An 18,707-nucleotide genomic window follows, 5' to 3' on the forward strand; every position below is an offset into this window, starting at 1 on the left:
TAATGGATATCAGTATTTTATTGATATCCATTTTTTAATAGAGTTATAATTTCATCCATACCTGTAATAATTTCATTGGTATTAGGCTTTGCTACACTTAATCTTATTCCTTTTTTATAGGTTGAATTTGATAAAAAGTAAGGTCGACCTTTAGCAATTTTTATGCCTCTGTCCCCCAATTTCTTAGCAAATAAATCCTCATTTATATACTCAGGGAGAAATATGTAAGAGTAAAATCCCCCGGTTGGCTTAGTGAAAGATATATTTAAATTTGATAGTTCATCCATCTTTTCTTTTAGAAGGTTAAGTCTAATTTTATGCTCTGTCTTTATTGACTTTATATGTTTTGATAAAAGATTACTTTTAAGATAAATCTCTAGAGTGGCTTGAGACACTAATGAAGGAGCAAAATAAGAGTAATAATATGAATAATTTGCATGTAACTTGAAATCATCGATTAAATTATCAGGTACTACAGTTAGACCAAGTTTTATCCATGGAATTATCTTGGTAAAACTTTTTAAATATATAAAGTGATGATGATCTCCGTATGAATATATTGGATCATACTTAGAATCAAATTCAATATCACCAAAATAGTCGTCTTCAACTATATAAACATTATATTTTTTAGCTAAATCTGCAATTGCTAATCTTTGAGATTTTGAATACCTTGTGCCTAGGGGATTATGATTCCTCGGTATAGTATAGAAAAATTTAATATCACCATATTTGAAGATATGTTCAAGTTCATTTAAATCAATACCATACTCGTTACGCTCAATTCCTATTGGCTTTATACCAGAGTTTTCTAAGAATGAGATAAAGTATCTGTAAGTAGGATTTTCTACTAAAATATTTTTTTTATCATTTGGGAAAGGCATATTCGTTAATATACTTAAAATTTGCTGTATTCCAAGATTAATAAATATATTATCAACCGATGTAAAAACTTGAAATTTTGCAAGGTAGCTTGGTAATAAGTGTCTTAAAGAATCAATACCATAAACATCAGGATCAATAGGTTGATTTGCATAGATATCTACAGCTCTGTTAAGACAATGTTTTAAATCAGGAGTTAGAATTTTACCTATATTGGGATTACCCGTAGAGAAATCTATAAATGTATTTGGCATTGATATAGGTGTGATATGCTCCTCAACAACATAATATCCGCTTTGGGGGACTGAGTAAATCAAATGACTATTCTTTAACGATTCATAAGCTTTAATAACAGTTGATTTACTACAGTTATAAGCTATAGATAAGTCTCTAACAGAAGGCAATTTCTTTGAGGTTTTATATTTTTTGCCGTTAATATCATTTTTTATATCATAAATGATTTGTTCATACTTTGTCATAGATAACCCTCCAAACTGTACTGGTACAGTTTAATTATATCTCAATTGAATAATCGATTTCAATGATATAACATTAATCTATAGACGAAATAAATATAATTTTCTGTAACTAAAAGGAGGAATAATTTATGGATGGATTAAAGATAGTTACTATCGGCGGAGGCTCAAGTTATACACCAGAATTAGTTGAAGGATTTATCAAAAGACATAAGGAATTACCAGTTAGAGAACTATGGTTAGTTGATATTGAAGCTGGAAAACATAAGCTTGAAGTAGTTGGGGATTTAGCTAAAAGAATGGTTAAAAAAGCTGGAGTACCTATGGAGATACACACAACGCTAGATCGAAGAGAAGCTTTAAAAGGAGCAGATTTTGTTACTACTCAATTAAGAGTTGGACTTTTAGATGCAAGAATTAAAGATGAAAGAATACCATTAAGTCATGGAGTAATTGGACAAGAAACAAATGGTGCAGGGGGAATGTTTAAAGCATTTAGAACAATTCCTGTAATATTAGATATAGATAAAGATATGGCTGAACTTTGCCCAGATGCTTGGTTAATTAATTTTACAAATCCTGCTGGAATTGTAACAGAAGCATTACTTAGACATGGAAAAAATAAAAAAGTAATCGGATTATGCAATGTTCCTATTGGAATGGAAATGGCTGTAGCTAAAATGTGTAATGTAGAGCATGAAAGAGTAAGAATGGATTTCGCAGGTTTAAATCATATGGTTTATGGTTTAAATATATATGTAGATGGAAAAAGAGTAAATGAAGAAATAATTCAAACAATTAGTGAAGGAAAGGTAGACGGGATAGTAAAAAATATAAAAGACTTCGAGTGGACACCTGAATTTATCAAAGCATTAGGCGTTATGCCTTGCCCATATCATAAGTATTATTATCAAAGCAAAAATATGCTTGAGGATGAATTAAAGGAATTTGCAAAAGGAGAAACAAGAGCAGAAGTCGTAAAGAGATTAGAAGATGATTTATTTAAGCTTTATGATGATCCAAATCTTGATATTAAACCACCTCAATTAGAAAAAAGAGGAGGAGCATATTATAGTGATGCTGCATGTAGATTAATTAATTCTATATACAATGACAAAAAGGATATCCAAGCTGTAAATACAATAAATAATGGAGCAATTGCAGACCTACCAGCTGAATCAGCTGTAGAAATAAGTTGTATCATCACAAAGGATGGTCCTAAACCAATAAATATAGGAAAATTACCAGTACAAATTAATGGATTAATTCAGCAAATTAAGAGTTTTGAAAGGACAGTAGTTGAAGCAGCAATATCTGGGGATTATAACTTAGCATTGTTAGCATTAACAATTAATCCATTGGTAGCGGATGAGAAAATGGCTAAGATTCTTTTAGATGAGTTATTAGAAGCACATAAAGAATATCTACCTCAATTCAATAAATAATTTTCAGTCAATAAAAAAACATCTCATGAAGTTAAAACATGAGATGTTTTTTGTTTAAGCTTAAGAAGCGTTATCCCCTCATTCTTGGAGTTGGTTGCTTCATTTTTTTAAGTTGAGAATGGTCAATAGGAACTAAATCCACTTTTGTTGTTAAATTGATTAGGTTCATTATAGTAATTAATTCTGAACCATCTTTTCCTTTTTCACCTTTTAGGCCCATAACAATAACCTTATGACCTTGATTAACTTGAATGAAGTCAGGTTTCTTGAACCAACGACCTTTTGTATAACTACATTTGATAACCATTTTACTAGTGTCTGGTTTTACTATTATTGTGGCAGTTATTTTGTGGAAAATCCATAGAATGGTTTTTTCCTCTATTTTAGTGGATAGAATATTTCCTTGGAATTGAGTCATTCTATCACCATACTTCTTTATGTAGTTATCAGTATAGTACTTTTGCATTTTTTCTTTAAAACCCATAAATATAGCTCCTTTGCAATAAACATTATTATGAAATCTATTATATAAACATAAAATAACAATGTAATTATAACATAACACAATTGTTAATAAAATAGTAAAAATATATTTATATCTAGTATTTTCATTTTCACAAAATGATACTTAAATTAATAATTTATTAACAAAATAATTTATTTAATTTAAAAAGATTGATAAAAAGTGGAATTTATATATGTAAATATGATAAAATATTATTATTAGGTTTAGGAGGGGGTTAAATGGGAATTACAATACCACTTAAAGTGATTGAGATTAAGGGTAATGAAGCAGTGGGTGAAATTAACGGAATGAGAAAAAATGTTAGAATAGATTTTATTGATTCATTAGAAGAAGGAGATTATATATTAATTAATTCAGGAGTAGCATTAAACAAAGTATCAAAGAAGGATGCTTTGGAAATAAAAGAGTACATGGACAGTATGTCAAAGCTTTAAAGGAGAATTGAATGAGAGGAATTAATCTTGTTATTAAGGATACGGTCAATAGAATTAATGATTATAAAGATGATATTAATATAATGGTGTTTAGTGAAACACATATTTCAGCAATAGAGAAGTATGTATTAAAGGATATTTTAAATAGTAACTTTAAATTTTCTATAGGAAGTAGCTGTCCAGTAACGCTTATTCCCCCATATTATATTGATTATTTATATAATTTAGCGCTGACAGAAGATGTTATTCTTGCAACTTACGGGGAATTGCTTAGAATTCCAGGAAGCTCAAGTGAGATTACCTTAGAAAAAGCAAAAGTTAAAGGTGCAAGTATACAAGTGATTTTTTCAAGTTTAGATGCTATTAACATAGCAATTCATAATCAAAGTAAGAAAGTCATATTTCTTGCAACAGGCTTTGAAACAAATATTGGAGCAACAATAATTTCTTTAACTGAGGCTATAAATAAAGAATTGAATAATTTTTATATACTTTCACTTCATAGACGTATAAAAGGAATAATAAGTTATTTTGTTAATGAATCAAAAGAAAAAGTAGATGGATTCATTCTCCCAGGAAATATTTCGCTTATTATTGGTGAAGAAGGATATAGTTTTATTAATAAACATAAGATACCATCAGTTATAACTGGATTTTCTTTTCTAGATATAGTAAGCTCAGTGGAAATGATTGTTAATCAGAAGATAAAAAAAGAAGCTAAAGTTGAGGATAACTATAAATTATTTATACCTTATGATGGAAATGGACTTGCTAAATCACAAATAGAAGAATTCTTTTATTCAAAAGCTGGAGATAATAGAGCCATAGGGAAGTTAGAGGAATCTATATATTCACTTAAGAGTAGGTATGATAGATATGATATTGAAAAAATATATCCATTAAGTAAATATATAGGTCAGACAGGTAGTGGTGAAAACAAGATATGTGAAAAAGTAATTAAAGGAGAACTAAACCCTACTAAGTGTATTTATTTTAAAAATGAATGTAAAGTTAGCACACCAATAGGTCCTACTATGGCATCAAGTGAAGGTGCTTGTTATGTATTAAATAAATATTTGTAATATATAATAAAAACACAATGAGAATAAATAGAAATGCAGATAATTATAATGCATTTAGTATTCTTTACATGTGTTTTTATCTTTTTTATATAAAGATTATTTTACTTTTGAAAAACCAATAGTAAAATTAAGTTAGTGAATGAGAGGTGTATATAAATGGAAGATCGAGAAAACTTAACAGAGGAAGAATTCCTAAGAAATTATGATAGTTCAAAATATAAAAAGCCATCTGTAACAGTAGACAATATTATTTTCTGCATTAATAATTTGGGGGACAGAGACACCAAAAGTAATGAAACAAAAAGTGAAGACACCAAAAACTTGGGGGACAGAGGCACAAAAACTGTTGAATATTTTAATTGTGATATGGAAGTTCTTCTTATTAGAAGAGGAAATTATCCTGATAAAGGGAAGTGGGCTTTCCCAGGAGGTTTTATCGAAATGGATGAAAACTTAGAGGAGTCGGCACTTAGAGAATTAAGAGAAGAAACATTCATTGAAGGATTGGATTTTCAGCAATTGCAAGCATTTGGGGATGTAGGCAGAGATAAGAGGGATAGGATAATTACTGTAGCCTACTTGGCGTTAATTAAGGAGAAGAAGGAAGCAAAAGCAGGTGATGATGCTAAAGAAGCAAGCTGGTTTAAGGTTGAATGTAGAAAAACTCCTATAAATAATAATGCAGGAGAATATATTTTGGATATTTGTCTTAGAAATAATGAACTAGAAATTTGCCCTAAAGTCAAAGTAATAAGTAAAAAAGGCTATATATTAGAGAATAAGTCCTATGAAATAATAGATAAATCAGATATTGCTGGGGATCATGCAAAGTTATTAAGTGTTGCCATAGAAAAAGTTAAGGAAATAGAAAGACTAAAAAGTTATGAAGATAGATAGTAATACTAAATTAAAAGAGAGCTGCACTTGAATAATAATTTCAAATGCAGCTCATTTAGCTCTCATAGCATTCATTGTTCTTAAAACATACTATTTAATTTCTCTAAGATTTTTCATAGATAGGTCTAAAGGAGTCACGGAATGTGTTAATGCGCCAGAAGATATATAATCTATTCCAAGATTACTGTAATTCTCTAGATTGTTAAGAGTGATATTACCAGAACATTCAACTAAACATTTTCCATTAATAAGAGACAAAGCTTCTTTAATATTCTCAATACTCATGTTATCTAACATAATAATATCAGCACCTGCATCTAAGGCTTCCTTGACCATTTCTAGGGTTTCAGTCTCAACTTCAATCTTTCTAACAAATGAATTATTATTCTTAGCTAGTTCAACTGCTTTTTTTACACTTCCAGCAAAGGAAATATGATTATCTTTTAAGAGAACTCCATCAGACAAATTTTGTCTATGATTTTCTCCACCTCCAACTTTAACAGAATATTTTTCTAATATTCTTAGGTTAGGCGTGGTTTTTCTAGTATCCAAAATTTTTGTTTTAGAACCCTCAAGAATTTTAACAGCTTTATTTGTTGTAGTTGCTATCCCACTCATCCTACCTAAAAGATTTAGAGCAACTCTTTCCCCCATAAGTATATTATGAGTGTTGCCAACCAATTCTCCAATTTTTTCACCAGTGAATGCTCTGTCCCCATCATTTTTATATAAAGATACAACAACATCTCCTAAAATAGCAAAAACTCTTTTAAATACATCTAGTCCTGCCAATATTCCGTCCTCTTTGGCAAGTAAATCAATTTTACTTATAGAACCAAGTGGAATAACTGAACTTGCTGAAATGTCTTCAGTTGGAATATCTTCTACTAAAGCATCTTTAATTATTTTATCGACTATAAGAAAATTCAACATTTATATTATTTGCACTCCTTTTAAATAAGTTTATTGTATTAACTTTGTTTTCATAAATAAAGTTATTAATATTGCCGTCAATTAATGGATGATTCATATTAATAATTGGAATATCACATATACAAGAATTAATAGATTTAGCTGCTCGTCTTGAAAATACAAGGGCTTCTAAAATAGAATTTGATGCTAATCTATTGGCACCATGAACTCCTGTACAACTTGTTTCTCCCACAGCATACAGGTATTTTAGAGAAGATTCAGAATGCGTATTTACCTCTATGCCTCCCATAAAATAGTGCTGGGCGGGAGAGACTGGTATAGGTTCTTTAGTAATATCAATCCCTTTATTAAGACAATTTTCATATATAGCAGGAAATCTATTTTTAATAAAATCTTCATCTAAAAATGAAATGTCTAGAAAAACATTAGGAACATTAAATTTTTTCATTTCATCAAATATTGCTTTTGAGACAACATCCCTTGGGAGAAGCTCATTTATAAACCTCTGTCCCCTCGCATTTAGCAATTTTCCCCCCTCGCCTCTAACAGCTTCGGAGATTAAAAAACGTCTTGAATCTGAATTGTTATCATATAAAGCTGTAGGATGAATTTGGATGTATTTAAGATCTTTAAGCTTTATTTTATGCTTTAATGCTATGTTTATAGAATCACCAGTCAAGGCTCTTTGGTTAGTAGAATTTGCAAACAGCCCCCCTATACCACCTGTAGCAAGAACAACTACTTTAGAATGAATAGAGATTTGATTATCATTAATTAAAACTTGTCCGCCCACACAACAACGATTTTTTACTATTATATCTAGAAGAGTTGTATCTTCTAATATGGTAATATTCTTATGCTTTTTAACTGAACTTACTAATGTTTCTTGTACTGATTTTCCTGTTGAGTCTTTAACGTGAACAATTCTATTAATGCTGTGAGCACCTTCTCTTGTAAACTTAAAACCTTCAGGTGTTGAATCAAAAGGAACTCCTAAAGCTTCCAATCTCAATATATTTTCCATTGATTCCTTAGCCAGTATTTCTACAGCTGCAACATCATTTTTATATTTGCCAGCTTTTAAGGTATCACTTATAAATAGGGGAATATCTTCATCTGAAAGAGCAGTGGAGATACCTCCTTGTGCTAGATAACTATTGGTATCATTTAGTTTCCCCTTTGTAATAATGGTTACATTGATATCTTTATCTAAATTCAGTGCAAGATAAAGACCAGAAATTCCACTACCAACAATTAAAACATCTGTGTATTTTTCCAACTTAATCCCTTCTTTGTGATAAAATATGCATATTTTCTAAAGATTTATATGCTTTGATTCTTATATCATCGTCTATATTAATTTCATTTATGTTATCTCTTAACGATAAATAAATATCTTCTAAATTAGTTTTTTTCATATTAATACAAGTCATAGTAGTACCAGGCACATAAAATTCCTTATCAGGACTCTTTTTTTTCATTTCATGAAGTACTCCTGATTCAGTAACTACAATAAATTCTTTGCTTGGAGAAGTTATTGAATAATCTATTATTTCCCCAGTGCTTCCAAGAAAATCAGCTAATTCGCGTATTTCCTTTTCGCATTCAGGATGAACTAATATCTCAGCCTCAGGCTTTATTCCCTTTATAGCTTGTACATGTTTAGCCTTTACTTTCTTATGTGTTATGCAATATCCATCCCATAAGTAAAATTTCTTATCAGGAAATTGTTCTGCAATGTATTCGCCTAGATTTTTGTCAGGCAAAAAGATTATCTCCTCATTAGGTATATTTTTTATAATATTAACTGCAGAGGAGGATGTTACGCATACATCACAAAGGCTTTTAACATCTGTATTTGAATTGATATAGCAAACAACAACTGCATTTGGATGTTCTTCCTTAAAATCCTTTAACTTATCTGCACTTGCCATGTCTGCCATCGGACAGCCTGCATCAGGATTTGGGAAAATAATTTTTTTGTTAGGTGAAAGAATTTTCGCACTTTCTGCCATAAATTTTACTCCACAAAAAACAATAGTATCTGCAGGAGAATTCATAGCTACCTTACTTAGATAATAAGAATCACCAACATAGTCAGCTATATCTTGAACATCATCAGACTGATAATAGTGTGCTAAAATAAGTGCATTTTTTTCTCTTTTTAGTTTGTTTATTTCCTCAATTAAATTCATAAATTCACACTCCAAAGTATATTTACAACTGTATATACAGCAGTATATCATTACAGTAAACTTTATTCAACTATGGAGGAAAATTTATAGTTTTGTAGCATAATTTAAGAAAAATTTAAATATTGTTAATTTGACTAACAAAAAAATAAATGTAATAATTATAATAGGTTATTAAATAACTTATAAAATAATATGATTAACTGGAGTTGTTTTACATGGATAAAGTTAGAAGGTTATCAAATATAATTATAGACAAATATAACAGAGTAAAATTAGATTTAAGATTTGATGGGGAATATTTAAATTACTTTGCAGCCTTACTTGAAATGGTTAATAAGAAGGAAGTTAATACAATCAATGTGAAAAATATAAGGAAGTATTTTTCTAAAAATACTCCTTGGCATTCATCATTTAGAGGGACAGGTTTATACATAGTTTCATTGCTGATTTCACTAAAGCATGAGGACTATAAATTTAAAGTAGATGAATTAATAAAAATAGAAGAAGAATTAATTTCGATGGGGTATAAAGAAGGTGGGTACCTAGCTTTAGCATGTTACATTTTATCTGAGTATGGAAAAGAGGATTTTGTTAATAAGTTTCATAATATTTTTATTAAAATTCAAAGGAAAAATTCCAAGATTACTTGGGAAGAAGATTATCCAATAGTGGCTTTGATGGTAGCTAAAGAAATTACATTAGAATATATTGAAAAAAATTATAATGAATGTTTTAATTTATATGAGAACTTAGAAGCTAAAAGTTCAAATATCACTCAAGATATTGTGAATATGTCTTTAATATATAATGAAAAGTTTGATATTAACGAAAGTATTATAGATAATAAATTTGAACATCAATATGCTATTTTATATCCTTTATTTTTTAAGGATTATAATAAATACACAAATAAATTCGAGAGATGCCAAGACTTTCTTGAAGAACACACTGAGTTACAATTGTTCATGGATAAAAGCTTTAGAAAATTTTTGTCTTTTGCTCTAGTAATAATTAATGAAGAAAAACTAATTAAGGATGAAATTTGTGAGCTTATTGCAATTTGTATATTTAACTTTACAAAGACACAGGAAATGTCTATTTTAAGCGAATTAATGTAATTAAGAGTTAATTCAATTAAAATTCACATAATTGTTTGAAAAGAGGAGTTATGGAAAGAAGAATAATTCATGTAGATATGGATGCTTTTTTTGCCTCCGTAGAGGTTATGGATAACAAATCCTTGAAAGGGAAACCCGTTATTGTTGGTGGAACAAGTGAAAGAGGGGTTGTATCAACATGTTCATATGAGGCGAGAGCTTATGGGGTACATTCTGCCATGCCTATTTTTATGGCTAAAGAAAGGTGTCCACATGGAGTTTTTCTGCCAGTAAGATATGGACGATATAAGGAGATTTCTAAAAAGGTATTTGATATATTAGAAGAGGTTTCTAATATAATAGAACCCCTTTCTATAGATGAGGCATACATAGATATAACCTCTTCAAAGTTTGAGCCAATAGAAGCAGCTAAATATATAAAGAATAGAGTTAAGACAGAACTTGGTTTAACAATATCTGTAGGGATTTCCTATAATAAGTTTCTTGCAAAACTAGCATCAGATTGGAATAAACCTGATGGAACCATGGAAATAACAAAAGAGATGATGCCGGAAATTCTATTTCCATTACCTATTTCAAAGGTATATGGATTAGGGGTCAAATCAGTACAAAAATTGAATAATATCGGGGTATTTAAGGTGCATGAATTATATAAATTACCTAAAGAATTATTTTCATATTATTTTGGTAAGTTTGGTAACGAAATTTACGATAGAATAAGAGGCATAGATAATAGACCAGTTAAAATAAGTCATGAAAGAAAATCTATAGGTAAGGAAACAACTTTGAAACATAATACCAATAACATAAATGAGCTAAGACCTTACTTGGATAATTTCTCAAGAGAAATAGCATATTTATTATCTCAAAGAGAATTATCAGGAAGAACCGTAACTATAAAATATAAGACCTGGGATTTTAAATCCCATACAAGAAGCAAGACGCTTAATACTTATATAAATAGTTATGAAGATATATTTAATGAGTCTTTCAGTATTTTATCAGAAGAGAACATAGAAGAAGACCTAAGACTTATAGGGTTATCCATTTCTTCATTAAAAGAGAATACTATGTATCAAATGAGATTGTTTTAAATCTACTTATGGAGGAAAGATGAAAAGACTAGCGAAATGGGGAAGCTTTACTTTCTTAATTTTATTTAATATTTTTTTGAGTTTATTTTACTTATTTTATACAGTTGGTTTTAAGTGGAGAGGTCTAGAATTTGATTTTGTATCATCTGCTATTCTATCAATAATAGGAGGACTGCTAATTTTATTTATTCTTATTTCCTTGGGAATAAAAGCAATAAAATACTATGTTTTAATACCTTTGGAGGTATTACTCATAATAAACTTACTAATGGTATTTCCTATTGGATTAAATAATATAATATTGTATTTTATACAAATTGCATTATTTTTAATTTATATAGTAGAGAAATAAATAAGGTAGACATAATGTGAAATTTGCTTTATAATTTGTTTGAAAAAGTTTTCGAAGGTGAGGTTTTAAATTATGAATGGTAATGAATTAGCTAAAATAATAGACCATACTATACTTAAACCAGAAGCAAGTATTGAAAGTGTTAAAAAGATATGTGAAGAAGCAGTAAAATATAATTTTGCATCTGTATGTATTAACCCTACAAATGTTAAGTTAGCTGCTGAATTGGTAGCAGGAACAGATGTTAAAGTTTGTACAGTGATAGGATTCCCTTTAGGAGCTAATACTCAAAAAGTTAAAGCATTTGAGACAGAAGATGCAATAGCAAATGGTGCACATGAAGTAGACATGGTTATAAACATAGGAAGACTTAAAGATAAGGACTATGACTATGTAAGAGAAGATATAAAAGCTGTTGTTAATGCGGCAAAAGGTAAAGCGCTTACAAAAGTAATAATTGAAACATGTCTTTTAACTGATGAAGAGAAGGTAATGGCTTGTAAGCTTGCAAAAGAGGCAGGTGCTGATTTTGTAAAAACCTCAACAGGATTTTCAACTGGTGGAGCTACACCAGAAGATATAAAATTAATGAGAGAAATAGTAGGTCCTGATATGGGAGTTAAAGCATCTGGTGGAGTTAGAAGTTTGGCTGATGCTGAAGCAGTAGTTGCCAATGGAGCAACAAGAATAGGGGCTTCATCTTCAATAGAAATAGTTGAAGGAAAAACAGCAAAAGGAAACTATTAAAAAGTTAATAAAATATTATTTAAAAGATCGTCAGTTCATAAATGTGTCCTGACGATTTTTTTACTCTTTAGGAATTTATAATATTTTATGGTTGTGTATAAAATTATAAGTTTGAATTATCATTTAAGGATTCAATGGATATCACTAAAGAGTAAAAAAAAGAATTAGTCGCCTGCCAAATTTTCCTCACATGCGTTTGGAAAGGCAGATGCGAGAAAAAAATCGACGGCTCATAATCGCCTTGGCGATTTTTTTACTATTTAAATAAAAACTATGCCTAAAATAGACTATTTGGAATATTTATATATAAACAATTATTTTAAGGAGGAAACTACTCTCGCGAGTGGTTAAAGCCTATGAAGAGAATATTGCCAATAGATGAAGTTATATATAATATTGATTTAAATAATGCATTCCCCTTAAGGGAAAAAATTAACCTTCCAGAGTATTATGATGTATATAAGAAGATTAAATTTGCTTTTAATATTAATAAGGAAGGATACAATGTGTATGTTGTAGACTCCTTTTCAAAGGATAAGATAGAAAATATCATGAATTATGTAAAAGAATCTCTTAGTAGTAAGGAGAGTCCAAAAGATATTTGTTATGTAATATATGAAGATTCAAGATATCCAACACCCCTTTTAGTAAAAAACTCCTTGGGGAAAAAATTGAAAAAGGTGATAGAATCCATCAAAGAAGATTATTTTGATGCTATAGTTGATTTTTATAATTCTTCTGACAACAAGGAAAAAGAAGATATCCTTGATGACATTTATAAAAAGAGAAGTCAACATATAGGAGTGTTAATAGATTTAGCAAAAAATCAGGGATTTGATCTTAAGTCAACCAGTCAAGGTTTTGCATTTATTCCACTTAAAGAAGGCATAGCTATGACAGAAAAGGAATATGACACACTTAAGCATAAGGATAGAGAAGATATACTAAATAAAGCAAGCAAGCTAAAAACTGATGCAGCTGAAATATTAGAAGAGTTAAAGGAGTTAGAGATAACTTCAATTAAGAAGATAAAAGACATATTAAAAGAGTATCTTAAGAAAATTCAGTTAGCAAATGAAAGTAAATATGCAAAAGATCTTGCTGATGATGAAAGCTCTTTAGAATATTTTAAATTTGTTAATTATGATATTCAAGAGGCATTAATAGAAAATTATACTATGAGTTTTGATGATGATGAAGATAAAATCATAGAAATAATAAATAAATATGTAGTAAATGTAATAGTAGACAACAGCGATAATAAAATCCCTAGAGTAATATTTGAAGAAGATCCAACTATAAACAATCTTTTAGGAAATATAGAATATGAAAATCATAATGGAGTGTATACAACAGATATCTCATTAATTACAGCAGGGTCTATTTTAAAAGCGAATGAGGGATGTTTAATTTTACGTATGAGTTCCTTAGTTAATAATGCAGGGAGTTACTACTATTTAAAAAAGACTCTTTTAAATCAAAAGGTTTCCTATGATTTTAATAGGGGGTATTTTGAACTTCTATCATTAAATGGACTTAAACCATTACCAATTGATGTGAATTTAAAGGTTATATTAATTGGAGATTTTGAAAGTTATGATTTGTTATATAACTATGATGAAGATTTTGAAAATTTATTTTCATTAAGATCACAATTCAATCCAGTTGTAGATATAAATAATCAAGTTATTTCTGAGATTATGAACAGTATCTTAGAGGTGGTTGATAATAATAATCTTCATAAAGTTACAGAATCTGCCATAAAAGAAATATTTAAATATTTATCACGTAAGGCTTCTAATCGTAAAAAGATTTATATAAATAAAAAAGAAATTGAAAAAATATTATTTTTAGCAGATAACTATTCCAAGATATATGGAAATGAAATCACGGAAAAAGCCATAATTGAAGGATTATATGATCAGGAATTAGTGGAAAAAGAAATATTAAAATCTTATGGTGATAAAAAAATTCTTTTGGATGTTATGGGTGAAAGAATCGGAGCAGTAAATGCATTATCAGTCATAGATTTAGGATATTTAAGTTTTGGAAAACCTATTAGGGTAACTTCTATTTGTACAAAAGGGCAAGGAAGAATAATTGATGCTCAAAAAGAAAGTAATTTAAGTGGTAATATTCATAGTAAATCTGTAGCTATAATACATGGGGTATTAAGTAATTTTTTCTCAGCCTATGAGACGATGCCAGTAGATTTCCACTTGAGTTTTGAGCAAACTTATGGAATGTTAGATGGAGATTCAGCATCGGTGGCTCAATTAGTATCAATTCTTTCCTCACTAAGTAAAATACCAGTAAGACAAAATATAGCAGTTACAGGATCCATAAATCAATTTGGAGAGGTACAGCCTATTGGAGGAGTTAATGAGAAAATTGAAGGGTTCTTTAATGTATGTTCTCTAATGAATAATGTGGAGAATAAGGGGGTACTTATACCTTCATTAAATGCCGATGAGATTGTTCTAAACCCAAAGGTTGAAAGAGCGGTAAAAGAAGGAATATTTACTATATATACTATGGATACTTTATCAGATGCATTAGAAATTCTTATGCTAAAAGAAGGAGAGACTATTGAAAATCTTCTTGGTACATTGAAAAGTGAAGTAGATAAATATAAAAGTATGAAAAAGTTATAAAACTAAAACAAACCTCAAGAAATAACTAACGTAGTTCTTGGGGTTTTATTATGATTAAAATTGAAGCAGTGATTAGTTCAACTTAAAACCCTATAAAAGTAATATAAATTCAATAATAAATAAAAATCCTTTGACTACATAAGTAATAATATGGTAATATAAGGAAAAAGAAGGAAACAACGGATAAAGAAAAGGAGGTGTGGAACTCTAAAGTAATTTACTTTGGAGTAAAAGTTATGTATCTAAAATTCAATAAAAGTAATGATAAATTAATAGTAACTTTAAGAGGAGAATTAGATCATCATAGTGCTGAAGAAGTACGTGTTAAAATAGATGATAGGATTGATAGAGATGGAGTTAAAAATTTGATATTAGATTTTTCTGCAGTGACATTTATGGATAGCTCTGGCATTGGCGTAGTAATAGGAAGATATAAAAAATTATCAAGTAAAAGTGGAAAAGTTGTTATTGCAGAAGCCACAAAAAATGTTAAGAGAGTATTTGAGCTTTCGGGATTATTTAAGATTATTAAGGCTTATGATAGCATAGAGGAAGCTATAAACTGCAATAATTAGGGGGAGTGAAGATGATTGATAATAGTATGAAAATTGAGTTTTTAAGTAAGTCAGAAAATGAGGCATTTGCGAGAGTTGCTGTAGCTGCTTTCGTATCACAATTAGATCCAACTCTTGAGGAGTTAACAGATGTTAAAACTGCAGTTTCTGAAGCCGTTACAAATTCTATAATACATGGATATGAGAATAATCCTAATGAAACTATAAAGATAGAAGTTTATATAGAAGGTAATGAAGTTAAGGTAATAATTGAAGATCATGGAGTTGGTATCGAAAATATTGAAAAAGCAAAAGAACCACTTTATACTTCAAGACCTGACCTAGAGCGAAGTGGAATGGGATTTACTGTAATGGAAAGTTTTATGGATTCCTTAGAAGTTGAAAGTGAGTTAGGCAAGGGGACAAAGATTATATTAGAAAAAAAGTTCAACTCAGTATAGGCTAGGTGATGAAGTTATATGAGTAAAAGTGATATGAAAATAGATGAATATAACTACAACGATAATTCAGAGTTAATTAGATTATCAAAAGCTGGAAGTAAAGAAGCTATGGATAAACTAATCCAAATGAATATGCCGCTTGTTGCTTCCTTAAGTAAAAAGTTCCTAAACAGAGGTTATGATTATGAGGATATACTTCAAATAGGGTCAATTGGACTAGTGAAGGCTATTAAAAATTTTGATGATTCTTATAATGTAAAATTCTCAACCTATGCAGTTCCAATGATAATAGGAGAAATTAAGCGCTTTTTAAGAGATGATGGAATAATAAAAGTAAGTAGGAATACCAAAACACTAGCTAAAAAATTACATTTCTTTAAGGAAGAATTAACTAAAAAATTAAATAGAGAACCAACACTAGAAGAGCTTTCAGAGTACTCTTCAATAGAAAAGGAAGAAATCGTTTTTGCACTAGAGTCAACTTCCTCCTTGCAGTATCTTTATGATACTATACATCAAGAGGATGGTTCTCCGGTACTTCTAATTGATAAATTGAGTGAAACTGGAATTGAAGATACAAGTATGGTTGATAAAATAGCTTTAAAAGAGGCTTTGAGAGGTATAGATTTAAAATCAAGACAAATAATCCTATTGAGATATTTTAAAGATAAAACACAAGTTGAAGTGGCAAGATTACTGGGCATTTCTCAAGTACAAGTTTCAAGAATTGAAAAGAAAGTTTTATCAGAAATGAGAAAAAAATTAGGAGATTAATATAGGGTTTTTCATAGAAAACTTAATTTATTCTTATATGAATAAGTTATCAGTTGAACTTAAAACCCTATAAATAGTTCTATGGTTATATATATAATGCATTATATATTAATAATCATAGAACTATTTTTTTGGGAAATAATAAATATATCTCGTAAATAGAAATGGGGAATGTAGTTTGAATAAAAAAGAAGGAAAAATAAAAAAAGAATTCTATAAGCTTTCAAAGGAGTTAGAACCAAAGCCGAAGCTCTTAAGAAATTGCATAAATGCTTTTTGGGTAGGAGGTCTTATCTGTGTAATTGGACAGGGATTAACAGATATACTTTTAAACTTTAATATATCAAGAGAAGATGTAGTAATTTGGATTCCGATAATAATGATATTTATTGGAGCACTATTAACTGGAATTGGGATATATGATAAGATTGCTTCTTTTGCTGGTGCAGGTACTGTTGTTCCAATAACAGGATTTTCAAACGCTGTGGTATCTCCTGCAATTGAGTTCAAAAAAGAGGGCTTTATATTAGGAGTAGCAGCCAAAATGTTCACAATTGCGGGACCAGTTCTAGTATACGGAATAGGGACATCTGTAGTAATTGGAATTATACATTACTTTATTAATTTTCTATAAGAAAGAGGGATAATTATGAAGAACAAACGCAGAGGGTTACAAACTGTAGAGCTTCAAAATCCTCCTAAAATAATTGCTTCATCAACTACTGTAGGCCCAAAAGAAGGAATGGGTCCATTGAGTGAATATTTTGATACAATTTTAGAAGATGATAAGAACGGTAAAGAAACATTTGAACAAGCAGAAAGTTCTATTATGTATAGTACTATAAAAGATAGCATAAGAAAGGCAAATCTTAGTGAAACAGATATCAATTACTTATTTGCAGGAGACCTTTTAAATCAATTGACCTCATCTAATTTTGTTGCAAGAGAATTAGACATTCCTTTCTTTGGACTCTATGGAGCATGTTCTACTATGGCAGAATCATTAGGATTAGCTTCATTAATAATGGATGGAGGATTTGCAAAATACGTAGTAGCAAGTACATCATCACATTTCTCAGCTGCAGAGAGGCAATTTAGATTTCCTTTAGAATATGGGAGTCAAAGACCAGAAACAGCACAATGGACCGTAACGGGTGCTGGGGCAATGGTTTTGGCGAATGAAGGTAATTTTCCTAGAATTACTCATGTAACCACAGGGGTTGTAAAAGACTATGGAATTAAAGATGCAGGAAATATGGGAGCAGCTATGGCGCCAGCAGCAGTGGATACAATCTGTAGAAATTTCAAGGATTTAGGAAGAGGCCCTGAAGATTATGATATAATAGCTACTGGTGATTTGGGGAAATTCGGGAAACAATTGACTCAAAGATTAATGATGGAATATGGTTATGATATGAGTAAATGTTATATAGATTGTGGAGAAATAATTTATGATAACGAGAAACAAAAAACTAATTCTGGTGGCAGTGGCTGTGGATGCTCAGCTGTAATAGCATGTGGTTATTTATATAAGAAATTAATGGCAGGAGAAATTAAGAGAGTATTTTTAGTATCAACAGGTGCACTAATGAGCAATACATCATCACTTCAAGGAGAAAGTATTCCAGGTATAGCACATGGAGTAGTAATAGAGTATGATAAAGAGGGAGTGATGTAAGGTGAATGATTATTTAAGTTCATTCATAGTAGGAGGAACTATTTGTGTAATAGCTCAAATATTAATGGATAAAACCAAGCTTACTCCTGGAAGAATACTAGTAGTATTTGTAACACTTGGTGCGATACTTGGTGCTTTTAATATATATGATAAGTTGCTTGAAATAGGCAAAGCGGGAGCAAGTGTTCCTTTGCCTGGCTTTGGAAACGCATTAGCAAAGGCAGCAATTAAGGAAGTTGATGAAAAAGGTTTAATTGGAGCATTTACAGGAGGAATAAAAGGAACGGCTGGGGGAATAACGGCAGCAGTATTTTTTGGTTATGTTATGGCATTGATTTTTAATCCTAAAACAAAATCCTAAGGACTAAGGGCTTAGGATTTTTGAATATTGGACGATAAATTATA

20 protein-coding genes are annotated in these 18,707 nt (G+C 29.8%); 15 read left to right on the forward strand and 5 right to left on the reverse strand.

The window, feature by feature from the left end:
• Positions 1 to 17 precede the first annotated feature (17 nt).
• Positions 18 to 1,361, reverse strand: coding sequence for a PLP-dependent aminotransferase family protein (locus L1S47_RS08915; protein WP_238883243.1), 1,344 nt, complete (start codon positions 1,359 to 1,361; stop codon positions 18 to 20).
• A gap of 128 nt (positions 1,362 to 1,489) precedes the next feature.
• Between L1S47_RS08915 and L1S47_RS08920 the strand changes: the two genes are divergently transcribed.
• Entirely contained in the window at positions 1,490 to 2,803 is a 1,314-nt protein-coding gene (locus tag L1S47_RS08920; protein ID WP_238883244.1) for a 6-phospho-beta-glucosidase, read from the forward strand.
• Positions 2,804 to 2,873: 70 nt separating this feature from the next.
• Here L1S47_RS08920 and L1S47_RS08925 read toward each other — a convergent pair whose 3' ends face one another.
• Entirely contained in the window at positions 2,874 to 3,287 is a 414-nt protein-coding gene (locus tag L1S47_RS08925; protein WP_238883245.1) for a hypothetical protein, read from the reverse strand.
• Between the two features lie 260 nt (positions 3,288 to 3,547).
• Between L1S47_RS08925 and L1S47_RS08930 the strand changes: the two genes are divergently transcribed.
• From L1S47_RS08930 to L1S47_RS08940, 3 genes are all read left to right on the forward strand, one after another.
• Positions 3,548 to 3,763 (forward strand): HypC/HybG/HupF family hydrogenase formation chaperone, encoded by a 216-nt coding sequence (locus tag L1S47_RS08930; protein ID WP_202768339.1) that lies wholly within the window; start codon positions 3,548 to 3,550, stop codon positions 3,761 to 3,763.
• Between the two features lie 11 nt (positions 3,764 to 3,774).
• The gene (gene hypD, locus L1S47_RS08935; RefSeq protein WP_238883246.1) at positions 3,775 to 4,845 is read left to right on the forward strand and encodes a hydrogenase formation protein HypD; all 1,071 of its coding nucleotides are present in this window, start codon (positions 3,775 to 3,777) and stop codon (positions 4,843 to 4,845) included.
• A 156-nt stretch (positions 4,846 to 5,001) separates the two neighbouring features.
• Entirely contained in the window at positions 5,002 to 5,742 is a 741-nt protein-coding gene (locus tag L1S47_RS08940; protein WP_238883247.1) for an NUDIX hydrolase, read from the forward strand.
• A 90-nt stretch (positions 5,743 to 5,832) separates the two neighbouring features.
• On the opposite strand, the gene nadC is transcribed toward L1S47_RS08940, so the two are convergent.
• From nadC to nadA, 3 genes are read right to left on the reverse strand one after another with little or no spacing between them, the layout of a single operon-like run.
• Positions 5,833 to 6,672, reverse strand: a complete 840-nt coding sequence (gene nadC / locus L1S47_RS08945) for a carboxylating nicotinate-nucleotide diphosphorylase (protein ID WP_238883325.1) — start codon at positions 6,670 to 6,672, stop codon at positions 5,833 to 5,835.
• Positions 6,650 to 7,954 carry an L-aspartate oxidase gene (locus L1S47_RS08950; RefSeq protein ID WP_275297806.1) on the reverse strand — a complete coding sequence of 435 codons (1,305 nt, stop codon included), beginning with the start codon at positions 7,952 to 7,954 and terminating at the stop codon, positions 6,650 to 6,652. Before L1S47_RS08950 ends, nadC begins: the two co-directional genes overlap by 23 nt.
• A 1-nt stretch (position 7,955) precedes the next feature.
• The gene (gene nadA / locus L1S47_RS08955; protein WP_238883248.1) at positions 7,956 to 8,870 is read right to left on the reverse strand and encodes a quinolinate synthase NadA; all 915 of its coding nucleotides are present in this window, start codon (positions 8,868 to 8,870) and stop codon (positions 7,956 to 7,958) included.
• A gap of 215 nt (positions 8,871 to 9,085) precedes the next feature.
• Between nadA and L1S47_RS08960 the strand changes: the two genes are divergently transcribed.
• From L1S47_RS08960 to spoVAE, 11 genes are all read left to right on the forward strand, one after another.
• Positions 9,086 to 9,988 (forward strand): DUF4003 family protein, encoded by a 903-nt coding sequence (locus L1S47_RS08960; RefSeq protein WP_238883249.1) that lies wholly within the window; start codon positions 9,086 to 9,088, stop codon positions 9,986 to 9,988.
• A 50-nt stretch (positions 9,989 to 10,038) separates the two neighbouring features.
• On the forward strand, positions 10,039 to 11,082 hold the full coding sequence (locus L1S47_RS08965) for a DNA polymerase IV (protein WP_238883250.1): 1,044 nt from the start codon (positions 10,039 to 10,041) through the stop codon (positions 11,080 to 11,082).
• Between the two features lie 19 nt (positions 11,083 to 11,101).
• Positions 11,102 to 11,434: a hypothetical protein gene (locus tag L1S47_RS08970; protein ID WP_238883251.1), complete on the forward strand. Its 333-nt coding sequence runs from the start codon at positions 11,102 to 11,104 to the stop codon at positions 11,432 to 11,434.
• A 72-nt stretch (positions 11,435 to 11,506) separates the two neighbouring features.
• Positions 11,507 to 12,181: a deoxyribose-phosphate aldolase gene (gene deoC, locus L1S47_RS08975; protein WP_238883252.1), complete on the forward strand. Its 675-nt coding sequence runs from the start codon at positions 11,507 to 11,509 to the stop codon at positions 12,179 to 12,181.
• A 356-nt stretch (positions 12,182 to 12,537) separates the two neighbouring features.
• Entirely contained in the window at positions 12,538 to 14,835 is a 2,298-nt protein-coding gene (locus tag L1S47_RS08980) for an AAA family ATPase (protein WP_238883253.1), read from the forward strand.
• A 236-nt stretch (positions 14,836 to 15,071) separates the two neighbouring features.
• Complete coding sequence (spoIIAA, locus tag L1S47_RS08985; RefSeq protein WP_238883254.1) at positions 15,072 to 15,410, forward strand: anti-sigma F factor antagonist; 339 nt, start codon at positions 15,072 to 15,074, stop codon at positions 15,408 to 15,410.
• 11 nt (positions 15,411 to 15,421) lie between these two features.
• Entirely contained in the window at positions 15,422 to 15,850 is a 429-nt protein-coding gene (gene spoIIAB / locus L1S47_RS08990; protein ID WP_202768348.1) for an anti-sigma F factor, read from the forward strand.
• Between the two features lie 18 nt (positions 15,851 to 15,868).
• Positions 15,869 to 16,624 (forward strand): RNA polymerase sporulation sigma factor SigF, encoded by a 756-nt coding sequence (gene sigF, locus L1S47_RS08995; protein WP_238883255.1) that lies wholly within the window; start codon positions 15,869 to 15,871, stop codon positions 16,622 to 16,624.
• 178 nt (positions 16,625 to 16,802) lie between these two features.
• The gene (gene spoVAC / locus L1S47_RS09000; protein WP_238883256.1) at positions 16,803 to 17,258 is read left to right on the forward strand and encodes a stage V sporulation protein AC; all 456 of its coding nucleotides are present in this window, start codon (positions 16,803 to 16,805) and stop codon (positions 17,256 to 17,258) included.
• 15 nt (positions 17,259 to 17,273) lie between these two features.
• A complete protein-coding gene (spoVAD, locus tag L1S47_RS09005; protein ID WP_238883257.1) occupies positions 17,274 to 18,302 on the forward strand; it encodes a stage V sporulation protein AD in 1,029 nt (342 codons plus the stop codon).
• A gap of 1 nt (position 18,303) precedes the next feature.
• Positions 18,304 to 18,663 carry a stage V sporulation protein AE gene (gene spoVAE / locus L1S47_RS09010; protein ID WP_202768352.1) on the forward strand — a complete coding sequence of 120 codons (360 nt, stop codon included), beginning with the start codon at positions 18,304 to 18,306 and terminating at the stop codon, positions 18,661 to 18,663.
• Positions 18,664 to 18,707 lie beyond the last annotated feature (44 nt).

The organism is Clostridium sp. YIM B02551, assembly GCF_022324735.1.
GTDB lineage: Bacteria > Bacillota > Clostridia > Clostridiales > Clostridiaceae > Clostridium_T > Clostridium_T paridis.